Annotated in this window: 23 protein-coding genes and 1 rRNA gene (1 of these 24 cut by a window edge); 9 read left to right on the top strand and 15 right to left on the bottom strand. The window is 40.8% G+C overall.

The genetic code is table 11. From position 1 onward, the window contains the following. Window positions 1-661 (bottom strand): 16S ribosomal RNA (locus tag NYR63_RS00315) (it extends 879 nt beyond the left edge of the window). Between the two features lie 498 nt (window positions 662-1,159). On the opposite strand from NYR63_RS00315, the gene tal reads away from it, so the two are divergent. Continuing rightward, window positions 1,160-2,107: a transaldolase gene (gene tal, locus NYR63_RS00310; protein ID WP_279457638.1), complete on the top strand. Its 948-nt coding sequence runs from the start codon at window positions 1,160-1,162 to the stop codon at window positions 2,105-2,107. Between the two features lie 136 nt (window positions 2,108-2,243). Here the strand turns inward: tal and trmL are convergent, their stop codons facing one another. Beyond that, window positions 2,244-2,723 carry a tRNA (uridine(34)/cytosine(34)/5-carboxymethylaminomethyluridine(34)-2'-O)-methyltransferase TrmL gene (trmL, locus tag NYR63_RS00305; protein ID WP_115586479.1) on the bottom strand — a complete coding sequence of 160 codons (480 nt, stop codon included), beginning with the start codon at window positions 2,721-2,723 and terminating at the stop codon, window positions 2,244-2,246. A gap of 57 nt (window positions 2,724-2,780) precedes the next feature. Next, window positions 2,781-4,919 (bottom strand): bifunctional 23S rRNA (guanine(2069)-N(7))-methyltransferase RlmK/23S rRNA (guanine(2445)-N(2))-methyltransferase RlmL, encoded by a 2,139-nt coding sequence (gene rlmKL, locus NYR63_RS00300; protein ID WP_279457637.1) that lies wholly within the window; start codon window positions 4,917-4,919, stop codon window positions 2,781-2,783. A 202-nt stretch (window positions 4,920-5,121) separates the two neighbouring features. On the opposite strand from rlmKL, the gene NYR63_RS00295 reads away from it, so the two are divergent. Then, window positions 5,122-5,751, top strand: coding sequence for a response regulator (locus NYR63_RS00295; RefSeq protein ID WP_279457636.1), 630 nt, complete (start codon window positions 5,122-5,124; stop codon window positions 5,749-5,751). 144 nt (window positions 5,752-5,895) lie between these two features. Then, window positions 5,896-6,156: a YfhL family 4Fe-4S dicluster ferredoxin gene (locus NYR63_RS00290; RefSeq protein ID WP_005614274.1), complete on the top strand. Its 261-nt coding sequence runs from the start codon at window positions 5,896-5,898 to the stop codon at window positions 6,154-6,156. A 50-nt stretch (window positions 6,157-6,206) separates the two neighbouring features. On the opposite strand, the gene NYR63_RS00285 is transcribed toward NYR63_RS00290, so the two are convergent. The 3 genes from NYR63_RS00285 to aldA form a co-directional block, all read right to left on the bottom strand. Next, window positions 6,207-7,094 (bottom strand): folate-binding protein, encoded by an 888-nt coding sequence (locus NYR63_RS00285; protein ID WP_279457635.1) that lies wholly within the window; start codon window positions 7,092-7,094, stop codon window positions 6,207-6,209. 8 nt (window positions 7,095-7,102) lie between these two features. Beyond that, complete coding sequence (locus NYR63_RS00280; protein ID WP_279457634.1) at window positions 7,103-7,966, bottom strand: YicC/YloC family endoribonuclease; 864 nt, start codon at window positions 7,964-7,966, stop codon at window positions 7,103-7,105. A 142-nt stretch (window positions 7,967-8,108) separates the two neighbouring features. Beyond that, window positions 8,109-9,548 carry an aldehyde dehydrogenase gene (gene aldA / locus NYR63_RS00275; protein ID WP_279457633.1) on the bottom strand — a complete coding sequence of 480 codons (1,440 nt, stop codon included), beginning with the start codon at window positions 9,546-9,548 and terminating at the stop codon, window positions 8,109-8,111. A 284-nt stretch (window positions 9,549-9,832) separates the two neighbouring features. On the opposite strand from aldA, the gene rph reads away from it, so the two are divergent. Next, complete coding sequence (gene rph, locus NYR63_RS00270; protein WP_005595679.1) at window positions 9,833-10,549, top strand: ribonuclease PH; 717 nt, start codon at window positions 9,833-9,835, stop codon at window positions 10,547-10,549. A gap of 58 nt (window positions 10,550-10,607) precedes the next feature. On the opposite strand, the gene NYR63_RS00265 is transcribed toward rph, so the two are convergent. The 3 genes from NYR63_RS00265 to NYR63_RS00255 all read right to left on the bottom strand — a co-directional run bounded on the left by NYR63_RS00265 (window position 10,608) and on the right by NYR63_RS00255 (window position 13,764). Continuing rightward, window positions 10,608-10,871: a GrxA family glutaredoxin gene (locus NYR63_RS00265; RefSeq protein ID WP_005595677.1), complete on the bottom strand. Its 264-nt coding sequence runs from the start codon at window positions 10,869-10,871 to the stop codon at window positions 10,608-10,610. A 158-nt stretch (window positions 10,872-11,029) separates the two neighbouring features. After that, complete coding sequence (gene typA / locus NYR63_RS00260; RefSeq protein ID WP_279457632.1) at window positions 11,030-12,877, bottom strand: translational GTPase TypA; 1,848 nt, start codon at window positions 12,875-12,877, stop codon at window positions 11,030-11,032. Window positions 12,878-13,068: 191 nt separating this feature from the next. Next, on the bottom strand, window positions 13,069-13,764 hold the full coding sequence (locus NYR63_RS00255; RefSeq protein WP_279457631.1) for a YggS family pyridoxal phosphate-dependent enzyme: 696 nt from the start codon (window positions 13,762-13,764) through the stop codon (window positions 13,069-13,071). Window positions 13,765-13,818: 54 nt separating this feature from the next. Here NYR63_RS00255 and NYR63_RS00250 point away from each other — a divergent pair, with 54 nt between their 5' ends. Then, a complete protein-coding gene (locus NYR63_RS00250) occupies window positions 13,819-14,355 on the top strand; it encodes a KdsC family phosphatase (protein WP_279457630.1) in 537 nt (178 codons plus the stop codon). A gap of 83 nt (window positions 14,356-14,438) precedes the next feature. Here NYR63_RS00250 and NYR63_RS00245 read toward each other — a convergent pair whose 3' ends face one another. The 4 genes from NYR63_RS00245 to nadR form a co-directional block, all read right to left on the bottom strand. Continuing rightward, on the bottom strand, window positions 14,439-14,957 hold the full coding sequence (locus tag NYR63_RS00245; protein WP_279457629.1) for a porin family protein: 519 nt from the start codon (window positions 14,955-14,957) through the stop codon (window positions 14,439-14,441). Window positions 14,958-15,008: 51 nt separating this feature from the next. After that, window positions 15,009-15,725 carry a two-component system response regulator ArcA gene (gene arcA / locus NYR63_RS00240; RefSeq protein ID WP_279457628.1) on the bottom strand — a complete coding sequence of 239 codons (717 nt, stop codon included), beginning with the start codon at window positions 15,723-15,725 and terminating at the stop codon, window positions 15,009-15,011. 172 nt (window positions 15,726-15,897) lie between these two features. Further along, a complete protein-coding gene (locus tag NYR63_RS00235; RefSeq protein WP_279457627.1) occupies window positions 15,898-16,596 on the bottom strand; it encodes a metallophosphoesterase family protein in 699 nt (232 codons plus the stop codon). Further along, the gene (gene nadR, locus NYR63_RS00230; RefSeq protein ID WP_279457626.1) at window positions 16,593-17,873 is read right to left on the bottom strand and encodes a multifunctional transcriptional regulator/nicotinamide-nucleotide adenylyltransferase/ribosylnicotinamide kinase NadR; all 1,281 of its coding nucleotides are present in this window, start codon (window positions 17,871-17,873) and stop codon (window positions 16,593-16,595) included. Before nadR ends, NYR63_RS00235 begins: the two co-directional genes overlap by 4 nt. Before the next feature lie 318 nt (window positions 17,874-18,191). On the opposite strand from nadR, the gene ribF reads away from it, so the two are divergent. The 4 genes from ribF to rlmB all read left to right on the top strand — a co-directional run bounded on the left by ribF (window position 18,192) and on the right by rlmB (window position 24,432). Next, window positions 18,192-19,154, top strand: a complete 963-nt coding sequence (gene ribF / locus NYR63_RS00225) for a bifunctional riboflavin kinase/FAD synthetase (protein ID WP_279457625.1) — start codon at window positions 18,192-18,194, stop codon at window positions 19,152-19,154. Between the two features lie 58 nt (window positions 19,155-19,212). Further along, on the top strand, window positions 19,213-22,026 hold the full coding sequence (ileS, locus tag NYR63_RS00220; protein WP_279457624.1) for an isoleucine--tRNA ligase: 2,814 nt from the start codon (window positions 19,213-19,215) through the stop codon (window positions 22,024-22,026). Between the two features lie 221 nt (window positions 22,027-22,247). Next, on the top strand, window positions 22,248-23,612 hold the full coding sequence (gene pssA / locus NYR63_RS00215; protein ID WP_279457623.1) for a CDP-diacylglycerol--serine O-phosphatidyltransferase: 1,365 nt from the start codon (window positions 22,248-22,250) through the stop codon (window positions 23,610-23,612). 76 nt (window positions 23,613-23,688) lie between these two features. Continuing rightward, window positions 23,689-24,432, top strand: a complete 744-nt coding sequence (rlmB, locus tag NYR63_RS00210) for a 23S rRNA (guanosine(2251)-2'-O)-methyltransferase RlmB (RefSeq protein ID WP_014992094.1) — start codon at window positions 23,689-23,691, stop codon at window positions 24,430-24,432. A 99-nt stretch (window positions 24,433-24,531) separates the two neighbouring features. Here the strand turns inward: rlmB and NYR63_RS00205 are convergent, their stop codons facing one another. Next, complete coding sequence (locus NYR63_RS00205; RefSeq protein WP_279457622.1) at window positions 24,532-25,143, bottom strand: HI_0552 family protein; 612 nt, start codon at window positions 25,141-25,143, stop codon at window positions 24,532-24,534. 74 nt (window positions 25,144-25,217) lie between these two features. Next, entirely contained in the window at window positions 25,218-26,393 is a 1,176-nt protein-coding gene (gene cgtA, locus NYR63_RS00200) for an Obg family GTPase CgtA (RefSeq protein WP_279457621.1), read from the bottom strand. Window positions 26,394-26,419: the final 26 nt, after the last annotated feature.

Genomic DNA, 26,419 nt, shown 5'->3' with positions numbered 1-26,419 from the left:
AAGTACTCTAGTTGACCAGTATGAAATGCAATTCCCAGGTTAAGCCCGGGGCTTTCACATCTCACTTAATCAACCGCCTGCGTGCCCTTTACGCCCAGTTATTCCGATTAACGCTCGCACCCTCCGTATTACCGCGGCTGCTGGCACGGAGTTAGCCGGTGCTTCTTCTGTGACTAACGTCAATTGAATGTTCTATTAAAACATCCACCTTCCTCATCACCGAAAGAACTTTACAACCCGAAGGCCTTCTTCATTCACGCGGCATGGCTGCATCAGGGTTCCCCCCATTGTGCAATATTCCCCACTGCTGCCTCCCGTAGGAGTCTGGACCGTGTCTCAGTTCCAGTGTGGCTGGTCATCCTCTCAGACCAGCTAGAGATCGTCGGCTTGGTAGGCCTTTACCCCACCAACTACCTAATCCCACTTGGGCTCATCTCATGGCATGTGGCCCGAAGGTCCCACACTTTAATCCTAAGATATTACGCGGTATTAGCTACAGTTTCCCGTAGTTATCCCCCTCCATAAGCCAGATTCCCAAGCATTACTCACCCGTCCGCCACTCGTCACCCAAGGAGCAAGCTCCTTTGTGCTACCGTTCGACTTGCATGTGTTAAGCCTGCCGCCAGCGTTCAATCTGAGCCATGATCAAACTCTTCAATTCAAAAAGTTTAATCGCTCAATAAACTGCTTAGCTAAGTTCACTTCCCTTACCTAACTAACGTTAAGTAAAAAGAAAAATATGAATTTCTAGTTTAAGCACCTATTAAGACTTCAAGTTTTAAATAATTTTTTAAAATCAAGTCAATCAACAAGTGCCCACACAGATTGTCTGATATATTGTTAAAGAGCAAAAAAGAACGACGCACTGCATTTACTTCTCGTTCACAACAGCGCGTCGTTGTGTGTGGTGCATTATAGAGAAATTCACATTCCTTGCAAGTACTTTTTGCAAAAAAATTTAGAAAAATTGACTCTTTGCATAACATTTATTCAAATTGAGTAAAACGAGAACATTTTTGAGTAATTTCATGATAACTTTTGAGTGCATATCTGATTTTGTGATCTTCCTCACAAAATTATTCGTACTTTTTCCGGTAGTTACTGGTATTATATATGCCATTATCCTTATTCATCTATTATATATAAAGAGGAACCTTTTATGAGCCAATTAGATGCTTTACGTGAAATGACTGTTGTTGTTGCAGACACAGGTGACATTGAAGCGATCAAACAATATCAACCGCAAGATGCAACCACTAACCCGTCTTTAATTTTAAGTGCGTCTGCATTACCGCAATACGCTTCATTAATTGATGATGCAGTAGCTTATGCTAAAGCAAAAAGTGATGATAAAGCCCAACAACTTATTGATGCGGAAGATAAGTTAGCAGTGAATATTGGTTTAGAAATTCTTAAAATCGTACCGGGACGTATTTCTACAGAAGTAGATGCTCGTCTTTCTTACGATACGGAAGCAACAATTGAGAAAGCTCGCCAAATTATGAAGCTTTATAATGAAGCTGGCATTAGTAATGATCGTATTCTTATTAAAATCGCTTCAACATGGCAAGGTATCCGTGCGGCGGAAGTGTTAGAGAAAGAAGGTATCAACTGTAACTTAACCTTATTATTCTCTCAAGCACAAGCTCGTGCGTGTGCAGAAGCGGGCGTTTACTTAATCTCTCCGTTTGTTGGTCGTATCTTAGACTGGTATAAAGCGGCAGAGAAAAAAGAATATGCACCGGCAGAAGATCCGGGTGTAATTTCTGTTACGAATATCTATAACTACTACAAACAATACGGCTACAAAACTGTGGTTATGGGAGCAAGTTTCCGTAACGTAGGTGAAATTACCGAAATCGCAGGTTGTGACCGTTTAACCATTGCTCCACCGTTATTAAAAGAACTCGCTGAAAGCAATGCTCCGCTTGTTCGTAAATTAGAATATAAAGGCGAAGTGAAAACTCGTCCGGCACCATTAACAGAAGCAGAATTCTACTGGCAACATAACCAAGACCCAATGGCTGTTGAAAAATTAGCGGAAGGTATCCGTAAATTTGCAGTAGATATTGAGAAATTAGAAGCAATGCTTGCTGCTAAACTTTAATTACTGAATGATTGAAACAAAAATCCCAAGCGAATGCTTGGGATTTTTTTATGTGACTTAGGCAAGCGGTCAATTTCTCGGAATAATTTGCAAATTCTTAAGCAAAATTAACCGCTTGTAATTTGATAGCACTAAGCTAAATTGGCTGTCTCGGCACAGAACCTTGGTAACCGAATTGACGCCACGCTTCATATACAACAACCGCCACCGTATTGGAGAGATTCATACTGCGACTGTCTTTACACATTGGTACTCGGATTTTTTGTGACATTGGTAAAGTGTCTAAAATTGCCATGGGGATACCACGGCTTTCCGGTCCAAACATAAGGAAGTCACCTAATTCATAACTCACTTCGCTATGATTCGGTTCGCCTTTAGTTGTCAGCGCAAATAAACGTTTTGGCTTAGCTCGTTCTAGAAAATCTTCAAAATTCTTATATTTTTGAATATCGACAAACTCGTGGTAATCCAAGCCGGAACGGCGTAGCTTTTTATCGTCCCACGCAAAACCTAGCGGTTCAATCATATGTAATCTAAAACCACAATTCGCACACAAGCGGATAATATTACCGCTGTTTTGTGGAATTTCCGGTTCATATAAAACAATATCTAACATTTTTATTTACCATCACAAAGACAGAATGCATAAGACTTTCCGTGCATTCCGTGATTATTAATTTTCAATATGACGAATAATCCAACAGTTATGGATTTGCGGATTACGCTCAAAATCAAGCGGTAATGTTTTATGCGAAATATTTTCCGCTTGTAATCCTAATTCGGCTAAGCCTTCGAAATCCATTTTAAAGCCACGCTTATTATTTGAGAATACGATTGTTCCGTCTGCCGTTAAAATGCGTTTAAGCTGCGTCATTAACTTAATATGATCGCGCTGTACGTCCCAACTGTCTTCCATTCGTTTTGAATTAGAGAACGTCGGCGGATCAACGAAAATCAATTCAAAGCGTTCTCGACATTCCGCCAACCACTGTAAGCAATCGGCTTGGAATAAGCGGTTATTACGTAGCGGTAAATTATTTAGCTCTAAATTTTGTTCCGCCCAATTCAGGTAAGTATTCGACATATCCACCGTGGTGGTCGATTTCGCACCGTTTAATGCGGCATGAATGGTCGCTGAACCGGTGTAAGCAAAAAGATTAAGGAACGTTTTACCTTTTGCCATCTGCCCTACCATTTTACGTGTTAGACGGTGATCTAAGAATAAGCCGGTATCAAGATAATCGGTCAAATTCACCCATAATTTTGCACCGTATTCGGTGACGTAGAAATAATCACCTTTATTGGCTAATTTCTCATATTGGTTTGTACCTTTCTGCTTTTGACGTACTTTTAATACCAACTTATTGGTTTCCACGCCCGTTACATACAAGGTTGCAGACACGGCATCGAGTAAGCGTTGGCGAGCTTTTTGTTCGTCGATGTTTTTCGGTGCGGCATACTCTTGTACCACAATATGATCATCATAGCGATCAACCGCTAAATTATATTCAGGTAAATCCGCATCATATAAACGGTACGCATTAATACCTTGTTGCTTCGCCCATTTTTCAATTTTCTTAATATTCTTCGCTAAACGATTCGCAAAGTCGGGGGCAACTTGTGCATTTTGCTCAAATTTAAGTTCATCAGCTTGCTCCTCTGCTACTGTGCGTTCGCTAATTTGATAATTCTTTTGTAAACAGTCTAATGGACCATTTTTCGCTTTGAATTGACGGTGAGAACGTAAACGTAAACAGTTCAATAATTCCGGTTCACCACTAAAAATCGAGGCATTCCAACCACTGAATTGTTGTTTTAAACGTTGTCCGAATACCGAATAAAGTGCAATCAGTGCCGGCGTTGTGCCTAAACGTTCACCGTACGGCGGGTTACAAATCACCGTACCGACTTGTTCAGGGCAAGGATTTTTTAACGCCGCTACATCACCTTGTTGCCATTGAATTAAATGTGCCACACCGGCATTTTTCGCATTCTGTCTTGCTTTAGCCAATACACGATGATCAAGGTCAAAGCCGAAGAAAAGCGGTTGAATTTCTTCATTTTGTTGCAAATAAGCTTGTTCCAGCACCTCTTTCCATACCGCTTGTTGATGTCCTTTCCACGCATTAAAGCCCCAATGCTTACGGTGTAATTGTGGTGCAATCCCCGCTTGCATTTGTGCCGCTTCAATCAATAACGTACCGGAACCACACATCGGATCAACCAACGGAGTACCTTTTTGCCATCCGGAACGAAGAACTATCGCCGCTGCCAATGTTTCACGTAACGGTGCTTTACCTGTGTCTTCACGGTAGCCTCGCATATGTAACGCATCACCGCTTAAATCAAGCGATACCACCATATTTTCTCGGTCAAGATAAACGTGAATACGAATATCCGCATGATCTTTATCTACGGTCGGGCGAGCAAAGCCTTTACGTTCAAAATAATCGACTACGCCGTCTTTTACTCGCATCGCACCGAATTGCGTGTTACGGATCTCTCGGTTAGTGCCGTTGAAATCGACAAAGAAGGTATCGCGAGGATCAAAAATTTCCGCCCAGTTGATACCGACGATCGTGGCGTATAAATCCAGATCACTAAAAATTTTAGTAGTTACCAACGGTAATAAGATGCGAGAAGCCAAACGACTGTGTAGTAACGCCTGATATGCCCCTCGTTGGGTCGTCGTAAAATGTACTCCGCCTTGTGTGACTTTACACTCGGCTTGGCAGATCTGCTCCAGTTCTGTTTTTAACATTTCTTCAAAGCCACGAGCAGCGGTGGCGAAATAAGTTGTTTGAGTTGTCATTATTATCATTCTTTTAGCTAAAATTAGCGTTATTATAGCGGAACAAGCGGTCTAATAGTTGAAAAGTTTTACAAATCAAACGGAAATTTAACTGGACAATAACTTGGTACAGATCAAAAATTAGTTGAATTACCCAAAATGGGTAACTTGCTTTAGTTAAATATAACAAGCACAATTTCTTCCATTTCCGTTGGAGGTAACAATGAGCGAACCTTATAAAATACTTTTAATTGACGATCATCCTTTAATGCGTCAAGGCATTCGACAAATTTTAGAATTAGAAGATAACTTTATTATTGTCGGTGAGGCGAGTAATGGCACGGACGGTATTAGCATCGCTTTAGATAAGAACCCCGATTTAATTATCTTGGATTTAAATATGAAAGGGATTTCCGGCTTAGATACGCTACGTGCATTAAGAAAGCACGGTATTGATAGTCGTATTATCGTATTAACCGTTTCGGATGAGCAGTCCGATATTTTCGCCCTGATGGATGCCGGTGTGGACGGCTATCTATTAAAAGACAGCGATACCGCAGAATTAGTCGAAAACATTCGCAAGGCGGCACAGGGCGAAACCGTATTAAGCGAAAGCGTTAAACAACATCTATTAGAACGCCGTCCGGAGAACGATCCGTTAAGCGTATTAACCGATCGCGAGCGTGATGTTTTACAATGGATTGCGACCGGTATGTCGAATAAACAGATTGCCAGCCAATTATTTATTTCGGAAGAAACCGTCAAAGTACATATTCGCAATTTATTACGTAAATTAAACGTTCACTCTCGCGTCGCGGCTACCGTACTTTATCTCGAGCAACAAAAGGGCTAATCCCAGCAAGCGGTTAAATTTACTAAAAAAGTGGCAAATTTAACCGCTTACTTGTGCCGCTTAACTATGCAAGTCTATGTAAAATCCATTCCTATTTTTATCTTTATCTGTATAATCGCTCATTTTTTAGAATACTCTGAACTTATGGCTTTACTGATTACCCACAAATGTACCAACTGTGATATGTGCTTACCCGAATGTCCGAATGAAGCGATTTCAATCGGTGATGATGTGTATGTGATTGATCCGGTGTTATGTACCGAATGTGTCGGACATTATGAAAAGCCGACTTGTCAAAAAGTTTGCCCGATTACTAACTGTATTATTCCGGATCCGGAACATCAAGAAACGCAAGAAGAGTTATGGGAAAGATTTGTGATGATTCATCACCCGGATAAGATATAAAAATAAAATGTAAAAAAACGGAGAATGAAGGTTCATTCTCCGTTTTTTGTTTATGCGTCTTTAAAGCTGTAAGGCAAATCGCAAATGGCTAATGGAATTCCGTTGATTCTAAATGCGCTATCTGCTTCAACATCATTATTCATTACCACTTGCAACCAAAGTTTATTTTGATATGCCACGCTATTTAAGATTGTGCCGGTTGCACGCCAATTTTCACCAAGCTGCATTTCAACCGAGCCACCAACCTCCGGTAAGCTCACCTCACCTTCAAATTTGCCGACTAAAGTAAACATTGCTCGCTTATTCGCACCACGATATTTTGCACGCGCTACTGTTTCTTGCCCGATATAACAGCCTTTAGTAAAAGAAATCGCATTTTCGACCGCTTGTAAATTGGTTGCCTGCGGAATCAATTCAAATTGATTCGCTTTTAGCAACATCGGAATCCCGTCTTGAATGTCGATTAAATCCCACAATTGGCTGTCGGCATTGGTTTCTAGCGTTTCGCCCCAAACAATCGCACGTTTTTGCCCTTGCGGAATCACCAAAGCGGTCGTATTTTCGCAAAGTTTTGCCAAAATCTCACCGCTTGTTACGCCATAAATCGGCATATCTAATTCGGTGAAAGTAACCTTAGAAAACACCGCATATTTTTTTAATTGGTTAAGTGCTTCCGGTAATAAATCCGCATGAATCATGGCGATAAATTTATCTGCCGCTTGACGATATAAACGGATTAACGCACTCATTTTGCCTTTCGGATCACAATGGCAAGTTAAAGTATGCTCACCTTCTGCCAGTTTCGCTACATCACAGGTTAATTGTCCTTGAAGATATTTCTCAGCATCCACACCTGCAATTTCAATTAAACGATACTGAGAAAGTTGCACGCAGAGATCTGGGTGACTATTACTGATTTTGCTACATTCACACGTCATAAAAACACCTACTCTAAATTTTGAATTTGCTCACGCATTTGTTCGATTAACACTTTTAATTCAACCGCCGAATTGGTTACATCCGCATTAATTGATTTTGATGCTAATGTATTAGATTCACGGTTTAATTCTTGCATCATAAAGTCCAATTTACGACCAACCGCTCCGCCTTTTTTCAAGACGTTAGTCGTTTCTTTCACGTGTAATTGTAAGCGGTCTAATTCTTCCGCCACATCCACACGCTGTGCGGTTAACACCATTTCTTGCTCTAAACGTTGCGGATCTAATTGTAAATTCAGCTCATCAAAACGTTGTTGTAATTTATCTTTCTGCCATTGCAGAATTTCCGGCATCTGTGCTTGTACTTTGGTTGCGATCTCGGCAATTGTGTCTAAACGCTGTTGGATCAGTGCTTGTAAATTGGCACCTTCACGACCACGCATCGCAATAAAGTCCGCTAAAATTTGTTCAAAACCGGCTAACAGATCTTGCCTGATTTGATCCAAATCTTGTGTTTGAGCATCGACCACGCCCGGATAACGTAAAATATCCACTAAGTTGATCTCGCCCTCACCGGCAATGCCTCGCAAAGTTTGTAATGAGCTGATTACCTTTTCCGCATACTCTTTATTTAATGCCAATTCACTGTTTTGGTTATTACTTAATTCGATACGTAAACTACATTCCACTTTACCGCGTGTTAATGATGCACGTAAACGCTCGCGCAAAGTCATTTCTAAATTACGGAATTGCTCCGGCAGACGAAAATAGGTCTCTAAAAAACGTTGATTCACCGAGCGGATTTCCCACACGGCATTGCCCCATTCTTTTTTAATTTCTAAATGGGCGAAAGCGGTCATACTATAAATCATAATTATTCCTTATTTTATTTGTCTGAAATAATTCTAGCCTTTTTTAGCTAAGATTGTAAGTTAAAGAGTGAGAGAAGTTTTCTGAAAATAAAAAATCTCAACCGCTTTCGCAATTGAGATTTTTTATTTTTGGATAATATGATTAGATGTCGGTTTCTAAATAAACTACTTGCGTTTGTAAAAATTCCTCCAAACCGTGTTTTCCATCCGCGCCGCCTAAACCTGATTTCTTCCAGCCAGCATGGAAACCTTGCATTGCTTCAAAGTTTTCACGATTGATATAAGTTTCACCGAACTGTAAACGGCGTGTCACATAAAACGCTTCGTTTAAATTCGTGGTATAAACAGAACTGGTTAAGCCGTATTCGCTATCATTCGCTAACGCTAACGCTTCATCAAGCGTATCAAATCCCATAATCGGCAAGACCGGACCGAAGGTTTCCTCATGCATAATATCCATATCATTTTTAATATCGACTAACACGGTCGGTTCAAAATAGAACCCTTTGCTTTCCGCACGTTTACCGCCACATACTAATCTTGCACCTTGATCTAACGCACGTTCTACTTTTTCTTTTACTCGTTCTACCGCTCTTTCCTCAATTAACGGCCCCATTTCGATACTACCGACATCCGCTTCCGCCGGATTGCCATAACGCACCGCTTTCATTGCCTCAACCGCTTTTTCAATAAATGCGTCCTTAACACTATTATGTACATAGACACGTTCGGCACAGTTACAAATTTGACCTGAGTTACCCACTCTTGAAGCAATTATTGATTTCACCGCCAAATCTAAATCGGCATCTTTCAAAACGATTGCCGGTGCTTTACCGCCTAACTCAAGTGAAACTTTAGTAATATTTTTCGCTGCCGCTTCCATTACCGCACGTCCGGCACCGACCGAGCCGGTTAAACTGACCATATCCACATTTTTACTGCTTGCCAGAGCTTGACCGACTTCAACACCGCCATTCACCACGTTAAATACACCTGCCGGTAAACCTACGCTTTCCACAATTTCACAGAAAATCTCACAGTTAATCGGTGTTAAGCTGCTTGGTTTAATGACAATCGTATTACCGGTAACTAATGCAGGTCCCGCTTTACGCGCAATCAAAAAGAAAGGGAAGTTCCAAGGTAAAATACCGCCGATAACGCCTAAAGGACGTTTAAATAATAAAATATTTTCTCTCGGTCTATCACTTTGAATAATTTCACCTTCGTAACGACGAGCCCATTCCGCTTGATAATCTAAATAATCCGCGGTAAACATCACTTCAATACGAGCAAGATCTTTCGTTTTTCCGCCTTCAGCCACAATCACATCGGTCAGTTCATCGGCACGTTGGCGAATACCGTCGGCGATTTTATGTAAATATACGCCTCTTTCCACCGCCGGCAGCCGTTCCCAACTCGGTTGTGCCGCACGAGCTGCACTTAAAGCCGTTTCAACATCTGCGGCAGAAGATTGCACTTCTCTTGCAATCACTTCTTCTGTTGCCGGATTTAATACATCCACATAAGTGCCTGTTAAGCTGCTGACAAACTTACCATTAATAAAGGAACGGATAATTTTCATAGTTTGATCTCCATTTGATGAATCCAAGTAGTTTTAAAATATTAAATATTTGTTAAAATTTAGTTTTAATTTAACAAATACGCAACAAAATACTATTCTAATCATCAGAAATGAGAACTAAATCACATAAAGAAAGCGAAATAGCTTACATTTAATCGATAAACACAAATAAAAATGCCCGATTTTTCCTAGATTCGTATTTTTCGGTCATTTTTAGAAATGAAAAGCTATCCGTACGTTTATTTGTTAAAATGGCGAAAATTTTTTATTAAAAGGAAGAAATCATGCGCCCAAATAATCGTGAACTGAATCAAGTTCGTCCGGTAAAAATTACTCGTCACTATACTCGTTATGCGGAAGGTTCCGTTTTAGTCGAATTCGGCGAAACCAAAGTTTTATGTAATGCAACCGTGGAAGAAACGGTTCCTCGCTTTTTAAAAGGTCAGCAACAGGGCTGGGTAACCGCTGAATACGGTATGTTACCACGCTCTACTCACAGCCGTATGCAGCGTGAAGCGGCAAAAGGTAAACAAGGCGGCAGAACCATGGAAATTCAACGTCTTATCGCACGCTCATTACGTGCAGTAGTCGATTTAAAAGCACTTGGCGAACGTACGGTTACGGTTGATTGTGATGTGATTCAAGCAGATGGAGGTACTCGTACGGCGGCAATTACCGGTGCGTGTGTGGCTTTACACGATGCGATGAGTAAATTAGTCGCTGACGGCGTACTGAAAGAAAATCCGATGAAAGGTTTAGTGGCAGCAATTTCTGTCGGTATCGTGGATGGTAATGCGGTATGTGATTTGGAATATGTTGAAGACTCAAATGCCGAAACGGATATGAACGTGGTGATGGTCGAAGACGGCAGATTAGTCGAAGTGCAAGGCACTGCGGAAGGCGAGCCGTTCTCACATATGGAATTGTTACAATTACTTGACCTTGCTCATCAAGGCATTAATCAATTGTTAGATGCTCAACGTAAAGCGTTAGGCCTATAAACTAAACGGCACAAGTAAATTAAATACTTGTGCCGTTTTTGTTTCTAATGATTAGTAATTAAACTTCAATCCCGAATTTTTCTTTCACTAACGCTTGGAAATCAGTACAACCGCCAACGTGAACGTTATCTAAGAAAATTTGCGGCACAGTTGCAACCGGTTTGCCGACACGCGGTTCTAAATCTTCTTTTGAAATACCTTCGGCAATCATATCGATAAATTTAAAATCGAAATCAGCTAATTCGCCTTTCATTTTTTCCGCTAACGCTTTTGCACGTGTGCAGTATGGGCAAGTCATACGACCATAAATTTCTACGAACATAATTCATTCCTTATAAAATTGAGCTAATTATTCAGTGGCAAATGCCAGTTTCGACAGACTGGTAAGCGGTCAAATTCTATCAGCTTTTTGCAAAAAATCCTAAAAAAATGCCCGCTTGCTAGGTAATAGCAGCGAGCATTTCATTAAACTAATACAAATTATTTCGTGCTGGTACTTGTTGTGGTACGACCCGCACGTTTACGATCATTTTCGGTTAATAAACGTTTACGAACACGAATTGATTGTGGTGTTACTTCGACTAACTCGTCATCATCGATAAATTCTAACGCTTGTTCTAACGTCATTTTTACCGGTGTCGTTAATACGATTGCATCATCTTTACCTGACGCACGCATATTGGTTAATTTTTTACCTTGTAAGCAGTTTACGGTTAAGTCGTTACCACGGCTGTGAATACCGATAATTTGACCTTCGTAAACATCCACACCGTGATCGATCATTAATTTACCGCGTTCTTGTAAACCGAATAATGCGTAAGCCAATGCTTTACCGGTTGCATTAGAAATTAACACACCGTTTTTACGCTGACCGATTTCACCCGGTTTTACGTCATCATAGTGGCTGAAACTTGAGTAAAGTAAGCCGGTACCAGATGTCATCGTCATAAATTCGTTACGGAAGCCGATTAAACCGCGGCTTGGGATCACGTATTCTAAACGGGTACGACCTTTACCGTCCGGAATCATATCTTTCACTTCACCTTTACGAGTACCTAATGCTTCCATTACCGCACCTTGGTGCTGCTCTTCGATATCAATGGTTACTTGTTCAAACGGCTCTTGTTTTTTACCGTTTTCTTCTTTGTAGATTACTTTCGGACGTGATACCGCTAATTCGTAACCTTCACGACGCATATTTTCGATTAATACCGATAAGTGTAACTCACCACGACCGGATACACGGAACTCATCCGGATTTGGCGTTTCTTCTACACGTAATGCTACGTTATGGACTAATTCTTTGTTTAAACGCTCAAGGATTTGACGTGATGTCACAAATTTACCTTCTTGACCGCAGAACGGAGAAGTATTCACGCAGAAGAACATCGTGACAGTAGGTTCATCAACGGTTAATGCCGGTAATGCTTCTACGTTGTTAATATCACAAATCGTATCTGAAATATTTAATTCGCCTAAACCGGTGATTGCAATGATGTCGCCGGCAAATGCTTCGGTTGCTTCATAACGTTGTAAACCTAAGTGACCTAATACTTGACCCACTTTACCGTTACGGGTTTTGCCTTCAGAATCGATCACGGTAACCGTTTGGTTCGGTTTGATTGAACCGCGTTTGATACGGCCGATACCGATTACGCCTACATAGTTGTTGTAATCTAATTGTGAAATTTGCATTTGGAACGGTGCGTTTAATTCCACTTTCGGCGGTTCAACGTGATCAACGATCGCTTGGAATAACGGAGTCATATCTTCCGCAAGCTCTTCGTGTTCTAAACCGGCAACACCCATTAATGCCGATGCATAAATAATTGGGAAATCTAATTGCTCGTCAGTTGCGCCTAAGTTTACGAATAAATCGAATACTTGATCCACAACCCAGTCGGGACGTGCACCCGGACGGTCCACTTTATTAATAACTACGATCGGTTTTAAACCGTGCGCAAATGCTTTTTGGGTTACGAAACGTGTTTGCGGCATTGGGCCGTCAAACGCATCTACCACTAATAACACAGAATCAACCATTGAAAGCACACGTTCTACTTCACCGCCGAAGTCCGCGTGTCCCGGTGTATCTACGATGTTGATACGATAATCGTTCCAGTTAATCGCTGTATTTTTTGCAAGAATGGTAATACCACGTTCTTTTTCAAGATCGTTTGAGTCCATGACACGCTCGTCTGCGTCACCACGCGTTTCGCCTAATGTGCCTGATTGTTGTAAAAGTTTATCTACAAGCGTTGTTTTACCGTGGTCAACGTGCGCGATAATTGCGATATTACGCAATTTATTAATATCTAAATTTTGCATTGAAATGTCTTTATTGAGTTGAATATAGGGTGCGTTTATACACACCGTGGAAATCTTTATTGAAGGGAATCGCCCCTTTACACGTGATCTAATGTGATCAAGATCACAATTCATCAAGGGGCGAGATTATACAGAAATTTTTATTTATTGGCTATGATTTAAGCGGTCCGATTTACTAAATTTTTTGCAAATTAACTATTTTTAACCGAGTAATCTCGTGCGCCGAAAATCGCTGTGCCGATACGCACCATCGTCGAACCGCACTCAATCGCCGCCGCCATATCATCGGACATTCCCATTGAAAGCGTATCAATCCCTTCAAACTCGGCTTGCAAGCGGTCAAAAAGTTGCTGCATTTTACGCAATGCGATTTTTTGCTGCTCCGGCTCACTTTCCGGCTTCGGAATCGCCATCAAACCACGCAAACGTAAATTCGGTAATTGGCTCATCGCTTTTGCCAACTCATCCAATTCTTCCGGCTGAATACCGGATTTAGATGCTTCATCACTAATATTAATCTGAATCAGCACATTGAGCGGTGCTTTATTTGCCGGACGCTGCGCACTCAAGCGTTCGGCAATTTTTAAGCGATCTACCGTTTGAATCCAGTCAAAATTTTCCGCCACTAAACGAGTTTTATTCGACTGTAACGGTCCGATAAAATGCCATTCTAAATTCGGCTGTTGGGCAAAATAAGCAATTTTTTCTACACCCTCTTGCACATAGTTTTCGCCGAAGGCAGTTTGTCCAGCGGCAATCGCCTCTTCAATCGCTTCAACCGGTTTGGTTTTAGAAACGGCCAGTAAACGAACATTATCTCGCCCGCATTGTTGGGAAATTTGCTTAATTTGCTGCTTAATTTCAGATAAATTTTGAGAAATCGACATTTTTTACTCCAAAAACTATAATGGATAAATCATAGCATATTGAGGAACAGAATAATGGATTTAACTAAGATTAAATTAGTGATTACCGATGTGGACGGTGTGCTTACCGACGGTGGTATGTATTACACTGCGGAAGGCGAAGTAATGAAACGCTTCCACGTCCATGACGGCTTAGGGATGAAAATGCTGCAAACCTGTGGAATCCAAGTTGCAATTTTATCCGGCGGCGATTCGGCATTGTTGCGTAAACGTATTGATGTACTGAAAGTGCCTCTGTTTAAATTAGGCAAAATGGAAAAACGTTCCGCGTGTTTTGAATTGATGAGAGAAGCCGGCGTAACTGCGGAACAGACCGCTTTTATCGGCGATGATACGTTAGACTTACCGGCATTTGAGGTTTGCGGACTGGCAATTGCTACCCGTAATGCGCACGATTATGTGAAAGCAAAAGCGGATTGGATATTAGAAAAGGCAGGTGGAGAAGGCGCATTTCGTGAAGTGTCCGACCGGATTTTACAGGCGCAAGGCTTTGAAGAAATCTATGCGACTGCAGACGGCTTTCTAACCGTAGCTGAAAAAATGGCTCAGTAAAATAAAGCATTAATAAAAAAATAAGCGGTCGTTTTTCGCAAATTTTTTGCAAGAAACGACCGCTTGTCATAAGGGAAAAATAATTAGAAACGGTAACCTAGGTTCGCAGTAAATTCATTACCTTTTAATTTAGCACCGCTTTTTCTTAAATTGCTACGCGTATATTCCGCACCCACTTCTACATTACTTGATACGGCATATTTAGCACCGGCACCGTAACCGTAACCACGGAAATTGGTATTGCCGACTTTACTTTGCGCCACATCAACTTTGACATACGGAAGTAAATCAGAAGCTACACGATAACCTTGTTGATAAGCGACAGTATATTTAGTTTTTTGTTTTACATCGCTAAATACTTTTGTACTGCCTACTTTTACTTTACCTTGTACAACACCGACAAAATTGTCACCGTAATCCATACCGTAATCTACGACTAACGCAGGGCCGGTTGATTGTTTACCTTTCACGCCGTCCACTTTATATTTTACGGTAGTGAGATCAACGCCTACACCTACGCCGGTAAAAGTATTTCCGACCGGTGCGGCAAATGCTGACGCAGAGAATAAACCTGCTAATGCTAAAACTGTTAAATTTTTCATAAAATGTCCTTTTTAGAAAGAAGATGCTAAACGCTTATAGGCGTTTAATGACTACTCTAATTCACCACAAAAACGGTAACCTTCACCATGAATGGTTACAATGATTTCCGGTGTATTAGGGTGATCTTCAAAGTGTTTACGAATACGACGAATCGTCACATCCACAGTACGGTCATGCGGTTTTAGCTCACGACCGGTCATTTTTAGTAATAAATCTTCTCGTGTTTGAATTTTACCCGGATTTTCACAAAAATGGAGTAATGCTCTAAATTCGCTACGAGGTAATTTATTTACTACACCTTCCGGTGTGATTAGACTGCGGCTATTAACATCAAGCTCCCAGCCGTTGAAACGATAACTATCCGTTTGTACGACATCTTTTACCGTTTTTTCTTTCTCATTCATAGTACGATGTAACAGATTACGCGCACGAATGGTTAATTCACGAGGGTTAAACGGTTTAGTGATATAATCGTCCGCACCGATTTCCAAGCCGAGAATTTTATCCACTTCATTATCACGTCCGGTTAAGAACATCAGAGCAATTTTAGTATTCTCTCTTAACTCGCGTGCCAACATTAAACCGTTTTTTCCCGGAAGATTAATATCCATAATCACAAGATTAATCTCTTGCTGTGCAAGAATGGCATTCATTTCCGTGCCGTCCGTTGCTTCAAAAACTTCATAACCTTCCGCCTCGAATATACTTTTGAGTGTATTACGCGTAACAAGTTCATCTTCAACGATTAAGATTTGTGGGTTCTGCATTGTATAAGCCTTCTATTAATTTTAAAAATCCGTTATTACAATCTGTTGAATTATTGTTGTAGAATTGTGGCAATTTTACCTATCTTCCGACCTACTAGAAAGAGTTAATTCAACTTTTGTTATATTAAGTCAAATATCTTTACACTCTTGCTATACTTATATTAAAAATTTGTTAGCGATTATCCCGATCATCCACACCAACAATTAAATAGTTACCGTCAATATCCGCTAAGCTACGAAAACCGATATTAAAAATATCGCAATGTTTATTCCGATTTATCGGACGGTAGTCAAAATTATCATGATGATGTCCATGAAAAATTTTAGTAACGCCCATTTTTTTCGCCAATTGATTAATCACGGCAAACCCCTGCGGATGCGGGCGAGGGGCTTCATGAGTAATTAAAATATCCGCCTGTAATTCTTCTAAAATTTCAACATCCGATGGAAAAATCGACGTTCTGTGACGTAAAGGCAAACCGCCGCGCCAGATACGTTCTTGCGGACAATATTGGCAATAATGGATCGGGTCAAAAAACATAGGACGATTCGGCGGCATCCAAATATGCCCTCGAAACACACCGCCTAATCCGGCGATCTTCACCCCTTGAATATCCACAACTCTGCCGTGTAAACTGCGCGTTTTCCATTCGCTGTTCCAAATCGAGTCAAATGCGGCAACGGTTTTACTGTCGTGATTTCCGTGAATAAACCAAATATCGCAATATTGAGCAAGTTTATCCAGCTCATGCGGCGTTGTGAGTTGCAGATCGCCTAAAATGACCAATGCGATTTCCTCACCTTTATATTCCTGTAGTACAGGATAAAGATGCTGATAACTACCATGAGGATCGCCCGCAAAAAGTATCATTCTTTATCTTCCGTCGTATGGTTATACTGCTTAAATTGCAATGGAATTTCTTCTTCTTTCAAAATCGCTTCCACCACTTCTTTGGTTTGGTTATAACGATCCAAATAGCTTGGCGATTCAATTTCAATATAAGGCACATTATATTTTTCAAGCAGTTTTTTCAGTAATTGTTGAAAACGCTGACGCTGCTTAACCGATCCAAGGCTTCGCATTCCGTCATCCACCCATTTCGTATTATTTGAAAGTAAAATAGTGACGTCAAACGGATATTCTTTGATCATCGAATCTAAGAAAGGATGCGATTTGCCTTCATACTGAATACAAAATGCCTGTGTCGTAATGTAATCGGTATCGATAAAAGCAACTTTATGCGCATGTTTCATCGCATAATCGATATAACGCTGGTGACCTAACGCCATCAAAGGGTAGTCGGAATATTGCATAGCTTGCTCATTACCGCCCAAGCGATCAAACACGAATTCCCGTCCGTACTCCCAAGCGGAAGTGGTATTAAATACATTAGCAAGTTTGCTGACTAACACCGATTTACCGCTACTTTCACCACCGAGAATAGCGATCGTTTTTACGAAGAAAGGACGAACTTCTTTAGGGATAAAACGCCAATATTGGAACGGATTATTACGGATTTTTGTCGCAGATACATCGAAAGACTCTCGTTTAGGATCAACAAGATATACTTCCAAGCCCAAATATCTTTCATAGGGTTCTTTATCTTGTACTTCACTGCTGAATACGACCGACGGACGAATATTCTTATCATTGAATAATTCTTTTACGCGATCCGCCCAACCTTGCCAGCCGTTCGGATAGCTTGGGATACCGTCTTCTTTGAGATGATGAATAAAAATTTGCTTTTGTTGATATTTGAAGATTTGCTGCATCCAACGAAGTCTGTCTTCATTGGTCGGCATACGTTTCATTTTGCTGTCTTTAAAAAGCTGTAAATCGCGTTCCGCATCCGTACACACAACAACATGCAGAATATCCACTTTACTAAACGCTTCATAAATCATATTAATATGACCGGTATGTACCGGGTAAAATTTACCGAAAATAATCCCGACACGCTGATTCATATCTTCAACGATATTTAACACTTGATGTAATGATTTTAATTTATTCGCACTCGGATTCTTAATTTTTCCACTCACTAATTGATTAAAATATGCGCGAGTCACACCTGCTTGCTCACAAACATCATTTACTTTCATTTTTAATTGTTTGCGCTTTTGTTGAAGGTAAGCAAAATTTGTCATAGTTTTTTCCTCAAAATAACTTTTGGTATGATAAAACAAAATGTAGCATTTGAGTATTGATTTATCTAAAAAATATCATATGGATGCGCTATTTTTCAGCATATTTTTATATTCTATACTTTATATAAGACAAAGATAATTCTTTGTGATAAATGAGAAATACAGATTCAAAAGTGTAATCTCTCAGTAAAACGCTATAACAAAAATATTTTAGGTTTAATTCTAGATGCAAAATAACGAGTTTTGCGTTTCATTGACTTTTCATTTTTTGTTGATAACCGTATAATTAATAGAATTTTCTTAAAAAAATCGGACAAAATGCAACTCATTCGTGGCTTATACAATTTAACAAATCATAAAGACCTCGCAAAAGGTAGCGTTGTCAGTATCGGTAATTTTGACGGCGTTCATTTAGGGCATCAGAATATTCTCGCACGATTATGCGATCAATCTCTTGAGCGAGATTTACCTTCGGTCGTTATGTTATTTGAGCCGCAGCCAAGAGAGTTTTTTGCAAATAAACGTGCAAAATCAACCACTTGTACACCGCCTGCTCGTCTAATGCGATTACGGGATAAATTAAAATATCTTGAGCAAGCGGGAATTGATTTTGTACTTTGCGTAAGATTTAACGAACGCTTCGCCAATTTGTCGGCAGACGACTTTATCAGCGAATTATTAGTCAAGCAGTTGCGTGTACGCTACTTAAGCGTAGGTGACGATTTCCGTTTCGGGGTAAATCGAACCGGTGATTTTTCTTTGTTACGTAATGCGGGATTAAAATATCGTTTTGCCGTTGAAGACAGCCAAACATTAAGTCATGCGGAGCAAAGAGTCAGCAGTTCCCTCATTCGGGAGGCGTTGCAACAAGATAACCTTGTTTTAGCCGAAAAATTATTAGGTAAACCCTATTCCATTTGCGGCAGAGTGGCACATGGTAATAAGTTGGGCAGAACAATCGGTTTTCCGACCGCAAATATTATGCTAAACCGATTAGTTACCCCGCTACAAGGCGTATTCGCCGTACAAATTCAAACGAAAATGGGAAAATATAACGGGATCGCTAATGTCGGTAACCGACCGACAATTAACGGTACAAAGCCGCTACTTGAAGTACATCTTTTCGATTTTAATCGTTCGATTTACGGTGAAGCGATAGAAGTCTTTTTTATCCGTAAGATTCGTAACGAAGTAAAATTCCCGAGCTTCGAAGCATTGAAAATACAAATCGAAAAAGATAGAGAACAAGCGGTCGAATTTTTTAGCAATGTTGCAAAATAGCAAGTAACCTAATAATTAAACGAATTCAAACTAAAATTTTATTAATTGGAAAACAAAAATGATTGATTACAAAAACACTTTAAATTTGCCTGAAACAGGCTTTCCTATGCGTGGGGATCTCGCTAAACGCGAACCCGATATGTTAAAAAATTGGTATGACAAAAACTTATACCAAAAAGTACGTGAAAGTTCGAAAGGGAAAAAATCTTTCATTCTGCACGACGGCCCTCCGTATGCAAACGGTAATATTCATATTGGTCACGCAGTTAATAAAATTTTAAAAGATATTATTATGAAATCGAAAACCGCTTTAGGTTTCGATACGCCTTACGTTCCGGGTTGGGACTGCCACGGCTTACCAATCGAATTAAAAGTAGAAGGTATCGTAGGCAAACCGAACGAGAAAATCTCAGCGGCGGAATTCCGTCAGGCTTGCCGTGATTATGCTAAAGAGCAAGTCGAAGGACAAAAAGCCGACTTTATCCGTATGGGGATTTTGGGAGATTGGGAAAATCCGTACCTCACAATGAATTTCGATACGGAAGCACAAATCATCCGTACTTTAGGTAAAGTGATTGCGAACGGTCATTTATACAAAGGTTCTAAACCGGTTCACTGGTGTTTAGATTGCGGCTCATCATTAGCGGAAGCGGAAGTAGAATACGAAGATAAAGTGTCTCCGTCTATTTACGTGCGTTTTAAAGCGGTTGATAGTGCTGCAGTTGAAGCAAAATTTAATGCGGTAGGTAAAGGAAACGGTCAAATTTCTGCGGTAATTTGGACGACAACACCTTGGACATTACCTTCAAATAAAGCGATTTCAATTAACCCTGAATTCGACTACCAATTAGTTCAATTCGGTAACGAACGCGTTATCTTAGTCAAAGATTTAGTGGAAAGCGTACAAAAAGCGGTCGGCGTAGAAGCCGTTGAAGTACTCGGCGAAGTAAAAGGTGACGCATTAGAATTAATGCAATTCCAACACCCGTTCTACGATTATAGCGTGCCGTTAATTTTAGGCGATCACGTAACCACTGACGGCGGTACCGGTTTGGTACACACTGCACCGGATCACGGTCAAGACGACTTTGTTGTATCGAAAAAATACAATATTGAAATGGCAAGCTTAGTGGCGAATGACGGTAAATTTATCTCAACCACCCCGTTCTTTGCCGGTTTAGGTGTATTCGAGTCAAACGAAAAAGTTTTAGAAAAACTAAAAGAGGTTGGTGCGTTATTAAAATTAGAACGTATCAAACATAGCTATCCGCATTGCTGGCGTCATAAAACCCCGATTATTTTCCGTGCGACTCCGCAATGGTTTATCGGTATGGAAACGCAAGGCTTACGTAAACAAGCGTTAGGCGAAATTAAATCGGTACGTTGGATCCCGAGCTGGGGTGAAGCACGTATCGATACGATGGTGGCAAACCGTCCTGACTGGTGTATCTCTCGTCAGCGTACTTGGGGCGTGCCGATGACTATGTTCGTACATAACGAAACGGAACAATTACATCCTCGTACATTAGAATTATTGGAAGAAGTTGCTAAACGTGTAGAAAAATCCGGTATTCAAGCTTGGTGGGATTTAGAACCGGCAGAATTACTGGGTGAAGATGCGAAAACTTATCATAAAGTACCGGATACCCTAGACGTATGGTTCGATTCTGGATCAACTTACGCGTCAGTGGTAGAAGCTCGTCCGGAATTTAACGGCAACAGTACCGATATGTACCTTGAAGGTTCAGACCAACACCGCGGCTGGTTTATGTCGTCGTTGATGTTATCAACCGCAACCAACGGTAAAGCGCCTTATAAACAGGTATTAACTCACGGCTTCGTGGTGGATGAAAAAGGTCGCAAAATGTCGAAATCAATCGGCAATGTGATTATGCCTTCAGAAGTTTGGAATAAAAACGGTGCGGATATTTTACGTTTATGGGTGGCTTCAACCGACTATACCGGTGAAATCGCCGTTTCGCACAATATCTTAAATAGTGCGGGCGAATCTTATCGTCGTATCCGTAATACTGCACGTTTCTTACTTGCAAACTTAAACGGTTTTGATCCGAAACGTGATTTAGTCAAACCGGAAGAAATGATCGCATTAGATCGTTGGGCGGTAAGCTGTGCATTAGAAGCACAAAACGATATTAAAGAAGCGTATGACAACTATCAATTCCATACTGTAGTACAACGTTTAATGCGTTTCTGTTCTATCGAAATGGGTTCATTCTATTTAGATATTATCAAAGACCGTCAATATACGACTAAAGCGGACAGCCTTGCACGCCGTAGCTGCCAAACAGCGTTATGGCATATCGCAGAAGCATTAGTTCGTTGGATGGCTCCGATTCTATCATTCACAGCCGATGAAATTTGGGGTTACTTACCACAAGTTGAAGGTCGTTCGGAATTTGTGTTTACCGAAGAGTTCTATCAAGGCTTATTCGGTTTAACCGAAGCGGATAAATTAGATGACGCTTACTGGCAACAAATCTTAAAAGTACGTGCCGAATCAAACCGTATATTAGAACAAGCGCGTAAAGATAAAGTTATCGGCTCAGGCTTAGAAGCGAAAGTGACGATTTACGCAAATGACGAAATTCGTGCAATGTTGGAACAACTTGGTAATGAACTTCGTTTCGTACTGATTACTTCACAAGCGGTTATTAAACCGTTAAGCGAAGCGGATGTGGCTGAAGGTGAAGTCGCCGGTTTAGCAGTGAAAGTCGAACGAGCTGAAGGTGAAAAATGTCCTCGTTGCTGGCACTTTGCAACCGATATCGGTGTTCATGCGGAACACAGTTCGGTATGCGGTCGTTGTGTGGAAAACGTAGCGGGTGAAGGTGAAAAACGCCATTTCGCTTAAGTACTCGACACATACTTTATAGCAAAATATATAAAGTATAATTATATGGTGGGCTTTTTCGCCCACCGTTTCATTTGAGTTTATGTGTGAACAAAGCCATCATTTCTATATAATTCAAGCGGTTAAAAATTACTAAAAATCAACGAAAATCCACCGCTTATAAACCGCAAAATGAAACTCCTCTTTTACACCAAAAGAGAAGATTAATTAGGAGCAGTAACATGCTTATTTTAAACAAACCGAATCATGCCCGAAAACATCTCGAAAGCTTACGTTATTTAGCGCAACAAGCCGAAAATGTAGAGTTTTTAAACGGGAGCCACGCATTTAAGGAACGAATCTTAACTCTGATTAAAGCGGCTAAAGAGCGTATTTATTTGACTGCGTTATACTTCGAACAAGACGAAGCGGGGCAAGAAGTTTTGAATGCGCTTTATGATGCAAAACAAGCCAATCCGTCTTTAGACATTAAAGTTTTAGTCGATTGGCATAGAGCGCAACGAGGTCGTATCGGTGAAGAAACGACAAGTTCAAATGCCGATTGGTATGCGAAAATCAAGCAACAATATAATTTACCGGCTGATCAAGAAATTCAGTTCTGGGGTGTGCCGGTTAATCGCAAAGAGTTATTCGGCGTATTGCATTTAAAAGGTTTTATCTTCGATGATACATTACTCTATAGCGGTGCAAGTATTAATAACGTCTATCTGCAGCAATTTGAGCGTTATCGCTACGACCGTTATCATGTGATTAAAAATAAAGCCTTAACCGATGCTATGATTGATTTTACCAATTTGCATATTTTGCAACATGATGCGGTAAATCGGTTAGATAATTCGAGTCGTCCGAAAACACATCAAATTCGACCGCTTATCAAAGCATTCCGTAAGTATTTATCATCACAAAGTTACACTTTTAATGGGCAACCGCAAAGTGATCAGCTTAGCTTATCGCCGCTAGTCGGATTAGGGCGTAAAAATGCTTTAAATAAAACGATTGAAGCCTTGTTTTATCAGGTGGAAGATAAATTAACGATCTGTACACCGTATTTTAATTTCCCGCTTTCGCTTTATAAGCGTTTAAATTGGTTATTGGATCACGGCAAAAAAGCGGAAATTATTGTCGGTGACAAAACCGCTAACGATTTCTATACGCCGCCGGAAGAAAAATTTACGATGGCATCGGCATTGCCTTATTTGTATGAGAAAAATTTGCGCGCTTTTACCAAACGTTTTGATCGTTATATCCAAAACGGACAATTAACCGTACGCCTATGGAAACACGGTGATAATAGTTACCATCTGAAAGGGGTATGGATTGATAGCCGCTACATTCTACTAACCGGCAACAATCTAAATCCTCGAGCATGGGCTTTAGATGCGGAAAATGCGGTCTTAATTCATGACCCGAAAGCTGAATTAAGCGCAAAAGCACAAGCCGAATTAGCACAAATTCGGACTCATACGACGGTTTTAAAACACTATAGTGACTTAGAGCAAATTAACGATTATCCAGAAGCCGTTCGAAAACTGTTAAAACGTTTTGGTCGTGTGAAACTGGATAAAGTCGTCAAAATGTTGTTATAAATTATTTAATTCATCACGGATAACATAGATTTGTATAAAACTTTGTTATCCGTTGTTTATTTACAAAGGAATAAAAATGAGCGAACAAATTTATGGTATTCACGCCGTAAAAGCTTTCTTAGATAACGCGCCGGAACGCTTAATTGAAGTTTTAGTGCTAAAAGGACGTGAAGATAAACGTCTAAACCCATTATTGAATGAGCTACAACGCTTAGGTATTTCTATTCAGCAAGTCAATCGCCAAACATTGGATAACAAAGCGCAAGGCGAAGTTCACCAAGGGATTATTGCGAAAGTCGTGCCGCAAAAAGAACTAAACGAGCACGATCTTGATGTAATTTTGAGCCAAAAGCAAAATCCGTTTTTATTAATTTTAGACGGTGTAACGGATCCGCATAACCTTGGTGCTTGTTTACGTACTGCAGATGCGGCAGGTGTGGATGCGGTTATCGTACCGAAAGATAAATCGGCACAGCTCACCTCAACCGCTCGTAAAGTGGCTTGCGGTGCGGCTGAAACCGTGCCGTTAATTCGTGTTACCAACCTTGCTCGCACCATGCGAGAGCTACAAGAACAACATAATATCTGGATTGTCGGCACGGCAGGAGAAGCGACCTCCGGTATTTATCAGGCGAAATTAACCGGTGCTATCGCTTTAGTGATGGGAGCGGAAGGTGACGGTATGCGCCGTTTAACCCGTGAGCATTGCGACCAGTTAATCAGTATCCCAATGGCGGGGTCGGTTTCTTCATTGAACGTTTCGGTTGCGACCGGCGTATGTTTATTTGAAATTGTACGCCAAAAACTAGCCGCACAATAAGCGCTAATTTCTTCAAATATGGAAGATGATAAAGTTTCAGTCACTCGGCATTTGCCAAGTTTGCTACAAATTTAACCGCTTGTCTCTTCCATATTTTCTCTATTGATGACACGCTTCATATAGCGGTAATAATTGGCGAATGGTTTGGTAAATAAATTCCGCCATATCAATCTGATCGAGATCGGCTTTTTCAATATTACGCCCGATACACCAAAAATCTTCATCATTTTCAAGCGATAACGAATCTGTTTCTTTAAGCGTTTTAAAATCGGCATACTCGCTTTCCGCACCGTGCCACACCTCAAAATCTTGGTATTGCAAGCGGTCTAATTTTTCTAACCATTGGTTATATTGTGCTAACGAAATCTGAGAACGATCCGCTCGGTAACAATGCCAATCCAAACACACCTGTAAACGGCGGCGATTTAAAATCACCGATAAGATTGCCGCAGAATTGCGGTTAAATTCATATTTGTAATACGCAAAAAAGTGCGACCTCACCTGCCAACCGTTACACCATTTTTCAATATGCGGTTCGGCAAACGGCATACCGAGCTGACGTGCCACTTCTAAATGCAACGCTTTCCATTTTTGCCACTCCGCTTTGTAATTTGCTTTTATCAACGGAATATCTTCCGGACAATATTTTTTCATTTGCGCAAATTGAAAAAACGGGATTTCGAATAATTCACAACTTTTGGCATTCAGCATTTTGATTCCTCAAATAAAGAGCGGTCGAATTTGCAAATTTTTTCGCAAATTCAACCGCTTGTCATTAGCTAGGATTAACTACGGGTGTAAACAAATTCCACACCTTCTTCATCTTCTTCCGACCAATCATCATCAAAATCATCCCAATCTTCTTCGATAGGGTTTTGCATTGCTTGTTGATGGTAATCATCCCATTTGAATTTCACTTCATCCGCTTCTTTATTTTCTTCCGCCACTTCACGTGGGTTTGCTTCGATAAAGTCCATAATGTCACGGGTAAGATTTTGTACATTTTGACCGGTTGCGGCAGATATTAAGTAATAATCGCCCTCCCAGCCGATTTGTTCAGCGATTTCTTGCGCACGAGCTTGTGCTTCCTCTTCACCAATCATATCAATCTTATTGAAGACTAACCAAGTCGGTTTTTCCGATAATTTTTCGCTATATTGGTAAAGCTCGCTTTCAATCACCGAAATATTTTGTGCCGGATCGCTTTCGTCAATCGGCATAATATCGACTAAGTGAATTAACACACGGCAACGTTCAAGATGTTTTAAGAAACGAATACCTAAACCGGCACCGTCCGCCGCACCTTCGATTAAGCCAGGAATATCCGCCACCACAAAGCTACGATCCGCACCGACACGAGCCACGCCTAAACTTGGCACCAGCGTAGTAAACGGATAATCCGCCACTTTTGGTTTTGCTGCTGATACCGCACGAATAAAGGTTGATTTACCGGCATTCGGTAAACCTAACATACCAACATCGGCAAGTAGCATTAACTCAAGTAATAAATCACGTTTTTCGCCCGGTGTACCGTTCGTCTTTTGACGAGGCGCACGGTTTACCGACGATTTAAAACGGGTATTACCTAAGCCGTGATAACCACCTTTTGCCACCAACATTTTCATACCGTGTTTAGTTAAATCGCCGATCACTTCTTGAGTGTCATTGTCGATCGCTCGCGTACCAACCGGCACACGTAAGGTAATATCGTTACCACGGTGTCCGGTACAGCCGGCACTACGACCGTTCTCGCCACGACCTGCGGCGTAACGTTTTTCAAAACGGTAGTCGATAAGCGTATTTAAGTTTTCATCAGCGATTAAATAAACATCACCGCCGTCACCGCCGTCACCGCCGTCCGGCCCACCTTTCGGGATATATTTTTCACGGCGGAAACTCACACAACCGTTACCGCCATCGCCTGCTTCGACACGAATCAGGGCTTCATCAATAAATTTCATTGTTATTCCTTTTTTACTCCCCTCTT

Origin of the sequence: Actinobacillus genomosp. 1 (genome assembly GCF_029774175.1) — a bacterium.
Classification (GTDB): Bacteria; Pseudomonadota; Gammaproteobacteria; order Enterobacterales; family Pasteurellaceae; genus Actinobacillus.
The sequence above is the reverse complement of the archived record's forward strand: the minus strand, read 5'-3'. Positions and strand labels throughout refer to the sequence as shown.

Excerpts from the sequence above, each read along its gene's own strand:
- rlmB (WP_014992094.1), top strand. The coding sequence starts at position 23,689 with ATGAGCGAACAAATTTATGGTATTCACGCCGTAAAAGCTTTCTTAGAT.
- NYR63_RS00285 (WP_279457635.1), bottom strand. The coding sequence starts at position 7,094 with ATGACGTGTGAATGTAGCAAAATCAGTAATAGTCACCCAGATCTCTGC.
- NYR63_RS00290 (WP_005614274.1), top strand. The coding sequence starts at position 5,896 with ATGGCTTTACTGATTACCCACAAATGTACCAACTGTGATATGTGCTTA.
- pssA (WP_279457623.1), top strand. The coding sequence starts at position 22,248 with ATGCTTATTTTAAACAAACCGAATCATGCCCGAAAACATCTCGAAAGC.
- rph (WP_005595679.1), top strand. The coding sequence starts at position 9,833 with ATGCGCCCAAATAATCGTGAACTGAATCAAGTTCGTCCGGTAAAAATT.
- ribF (WP_279457625.1), top strand. The coding sequence starts at position 18,192 with ATGCAACTCATTCGTGGCTTATACAATTTAACAAATCATAAAGACCTC.
- NYR63_RS00245 (WP_279457629.1), bottom strand. The coding sequence starts at position 14,957 with ATGAAAAATTTAACAGTTTTAGCATTAGCAGGTTTATTCTCTGCGTCA.
- ileS (WP_279457624.1), top strand. The coding sequence starts at position 19,213 with ATGATTGATTACAAAAACACTTTAAATTTGCCTGAAACAGGCTTTCCT.
- arcA (WP_279457628.1), bottom strand. The coding sequence starts at position 15,725 with ATGCAGAACCCACAAATCTTAATCGTTGAAGATGAACTTGTTACGCGT.
- rlmKL (WP_279457637.1), bottom strand. The coding sequence starts at position 4,919 with ATGACAACTCAAACAACTTATTTCGCCACCGCTGCTCGTGGCTTTGAA.
- NYR63_RS00250 (WP_279457630.1), top strand. The coding sequence starts at position 13,819 with ATGGATTTAACTAAGATTAAATTAGTGATTACCGATGTGGACGGTGTG.
- cgtA (WP_279457621.1), bottom strand. The coding sequence starts at position 26,393 with ATGAAATTTATTGATGAAGCCCTGATTCGTGTCGAAGCAGGCGATGGC.
- trmL (WP_115586479.1), bottom strand. The coding sequence starts at position 2,723 with ATGTTAGATATTGTTTTATATGAACCGGAAATTCCACAAAACAGCGGT.
- tal (WP_279457638.1), top strand. The coding sequence starts at position 1,160 with ATGAGCCAATTAGATGCTTTACGTGAAATGACTGTTGTTGTTGCAGAC.
- nadR (WP_279457626.1), bottom strand. The coding sequence starts at position 17,873 with ATGACAAATTTTGCTTACCTTCAACAAAAGCGCAAACAATTAAAAATG.
- NYR63_RS00205 (WP_279457622.1), bottom strand. The coding sequence starts at position 25,143 with ATGCTGAATGCCAAAAGTTGTGAATTATTCGAAATCCCGTTTTTTCAA.
- aldA (WP_279457633.1), bottom strand. The coding sequence starts at position 9,548 with ATGAAAATTATCCGTTCCTTTATTAATGGTAAGTTTGTCAGCAGCTTA.
- NYR63_RS00255 (WP_279457631.1), bottom strand. The coding sequence starts at position 13,764 with ATGTCGATTTCTCAAAATTTATCTGAAATTAAGCAGCAAATTAAGCAA.
- NYR63_RS00280 (WP_279457634.1), bottom strand. The coding sequence starts at position 7,966 with ATGATTTATAGTATGACCGCTTTCGCCCATTTAGAAATTAAAAAAGAA.
- NYR63_RS00295 (WP_279457636.1), top strand. The coding sequence starts at position 5,122 with ATGAGCGAACCTTATAAAATACTTTTAATTGACGATCATCCTTTAATG.
- NYR63_RS00235 (WP_279457627.1), bottom strand. The coding sequence starts at position 16,596 with ATGATACTTTTTGCGGGCGATCCTCATGGTAGTTATCAGCATCTTTAT.
- NYR63_RS00265 (WP_005595677.1), bottom strand. The coding sequence starts at position 10,871 with ATGTTCGTAGAAATTTATGGTCGTATGACTTGCCCATACTGCACACGT.
- typA (WP_279457632.1), bottom strand. The coding sequence starts at position 12,877 with ATGCAAAATTTAGATATTAATAAATTGCGTAATATCGCAATTATCGCG.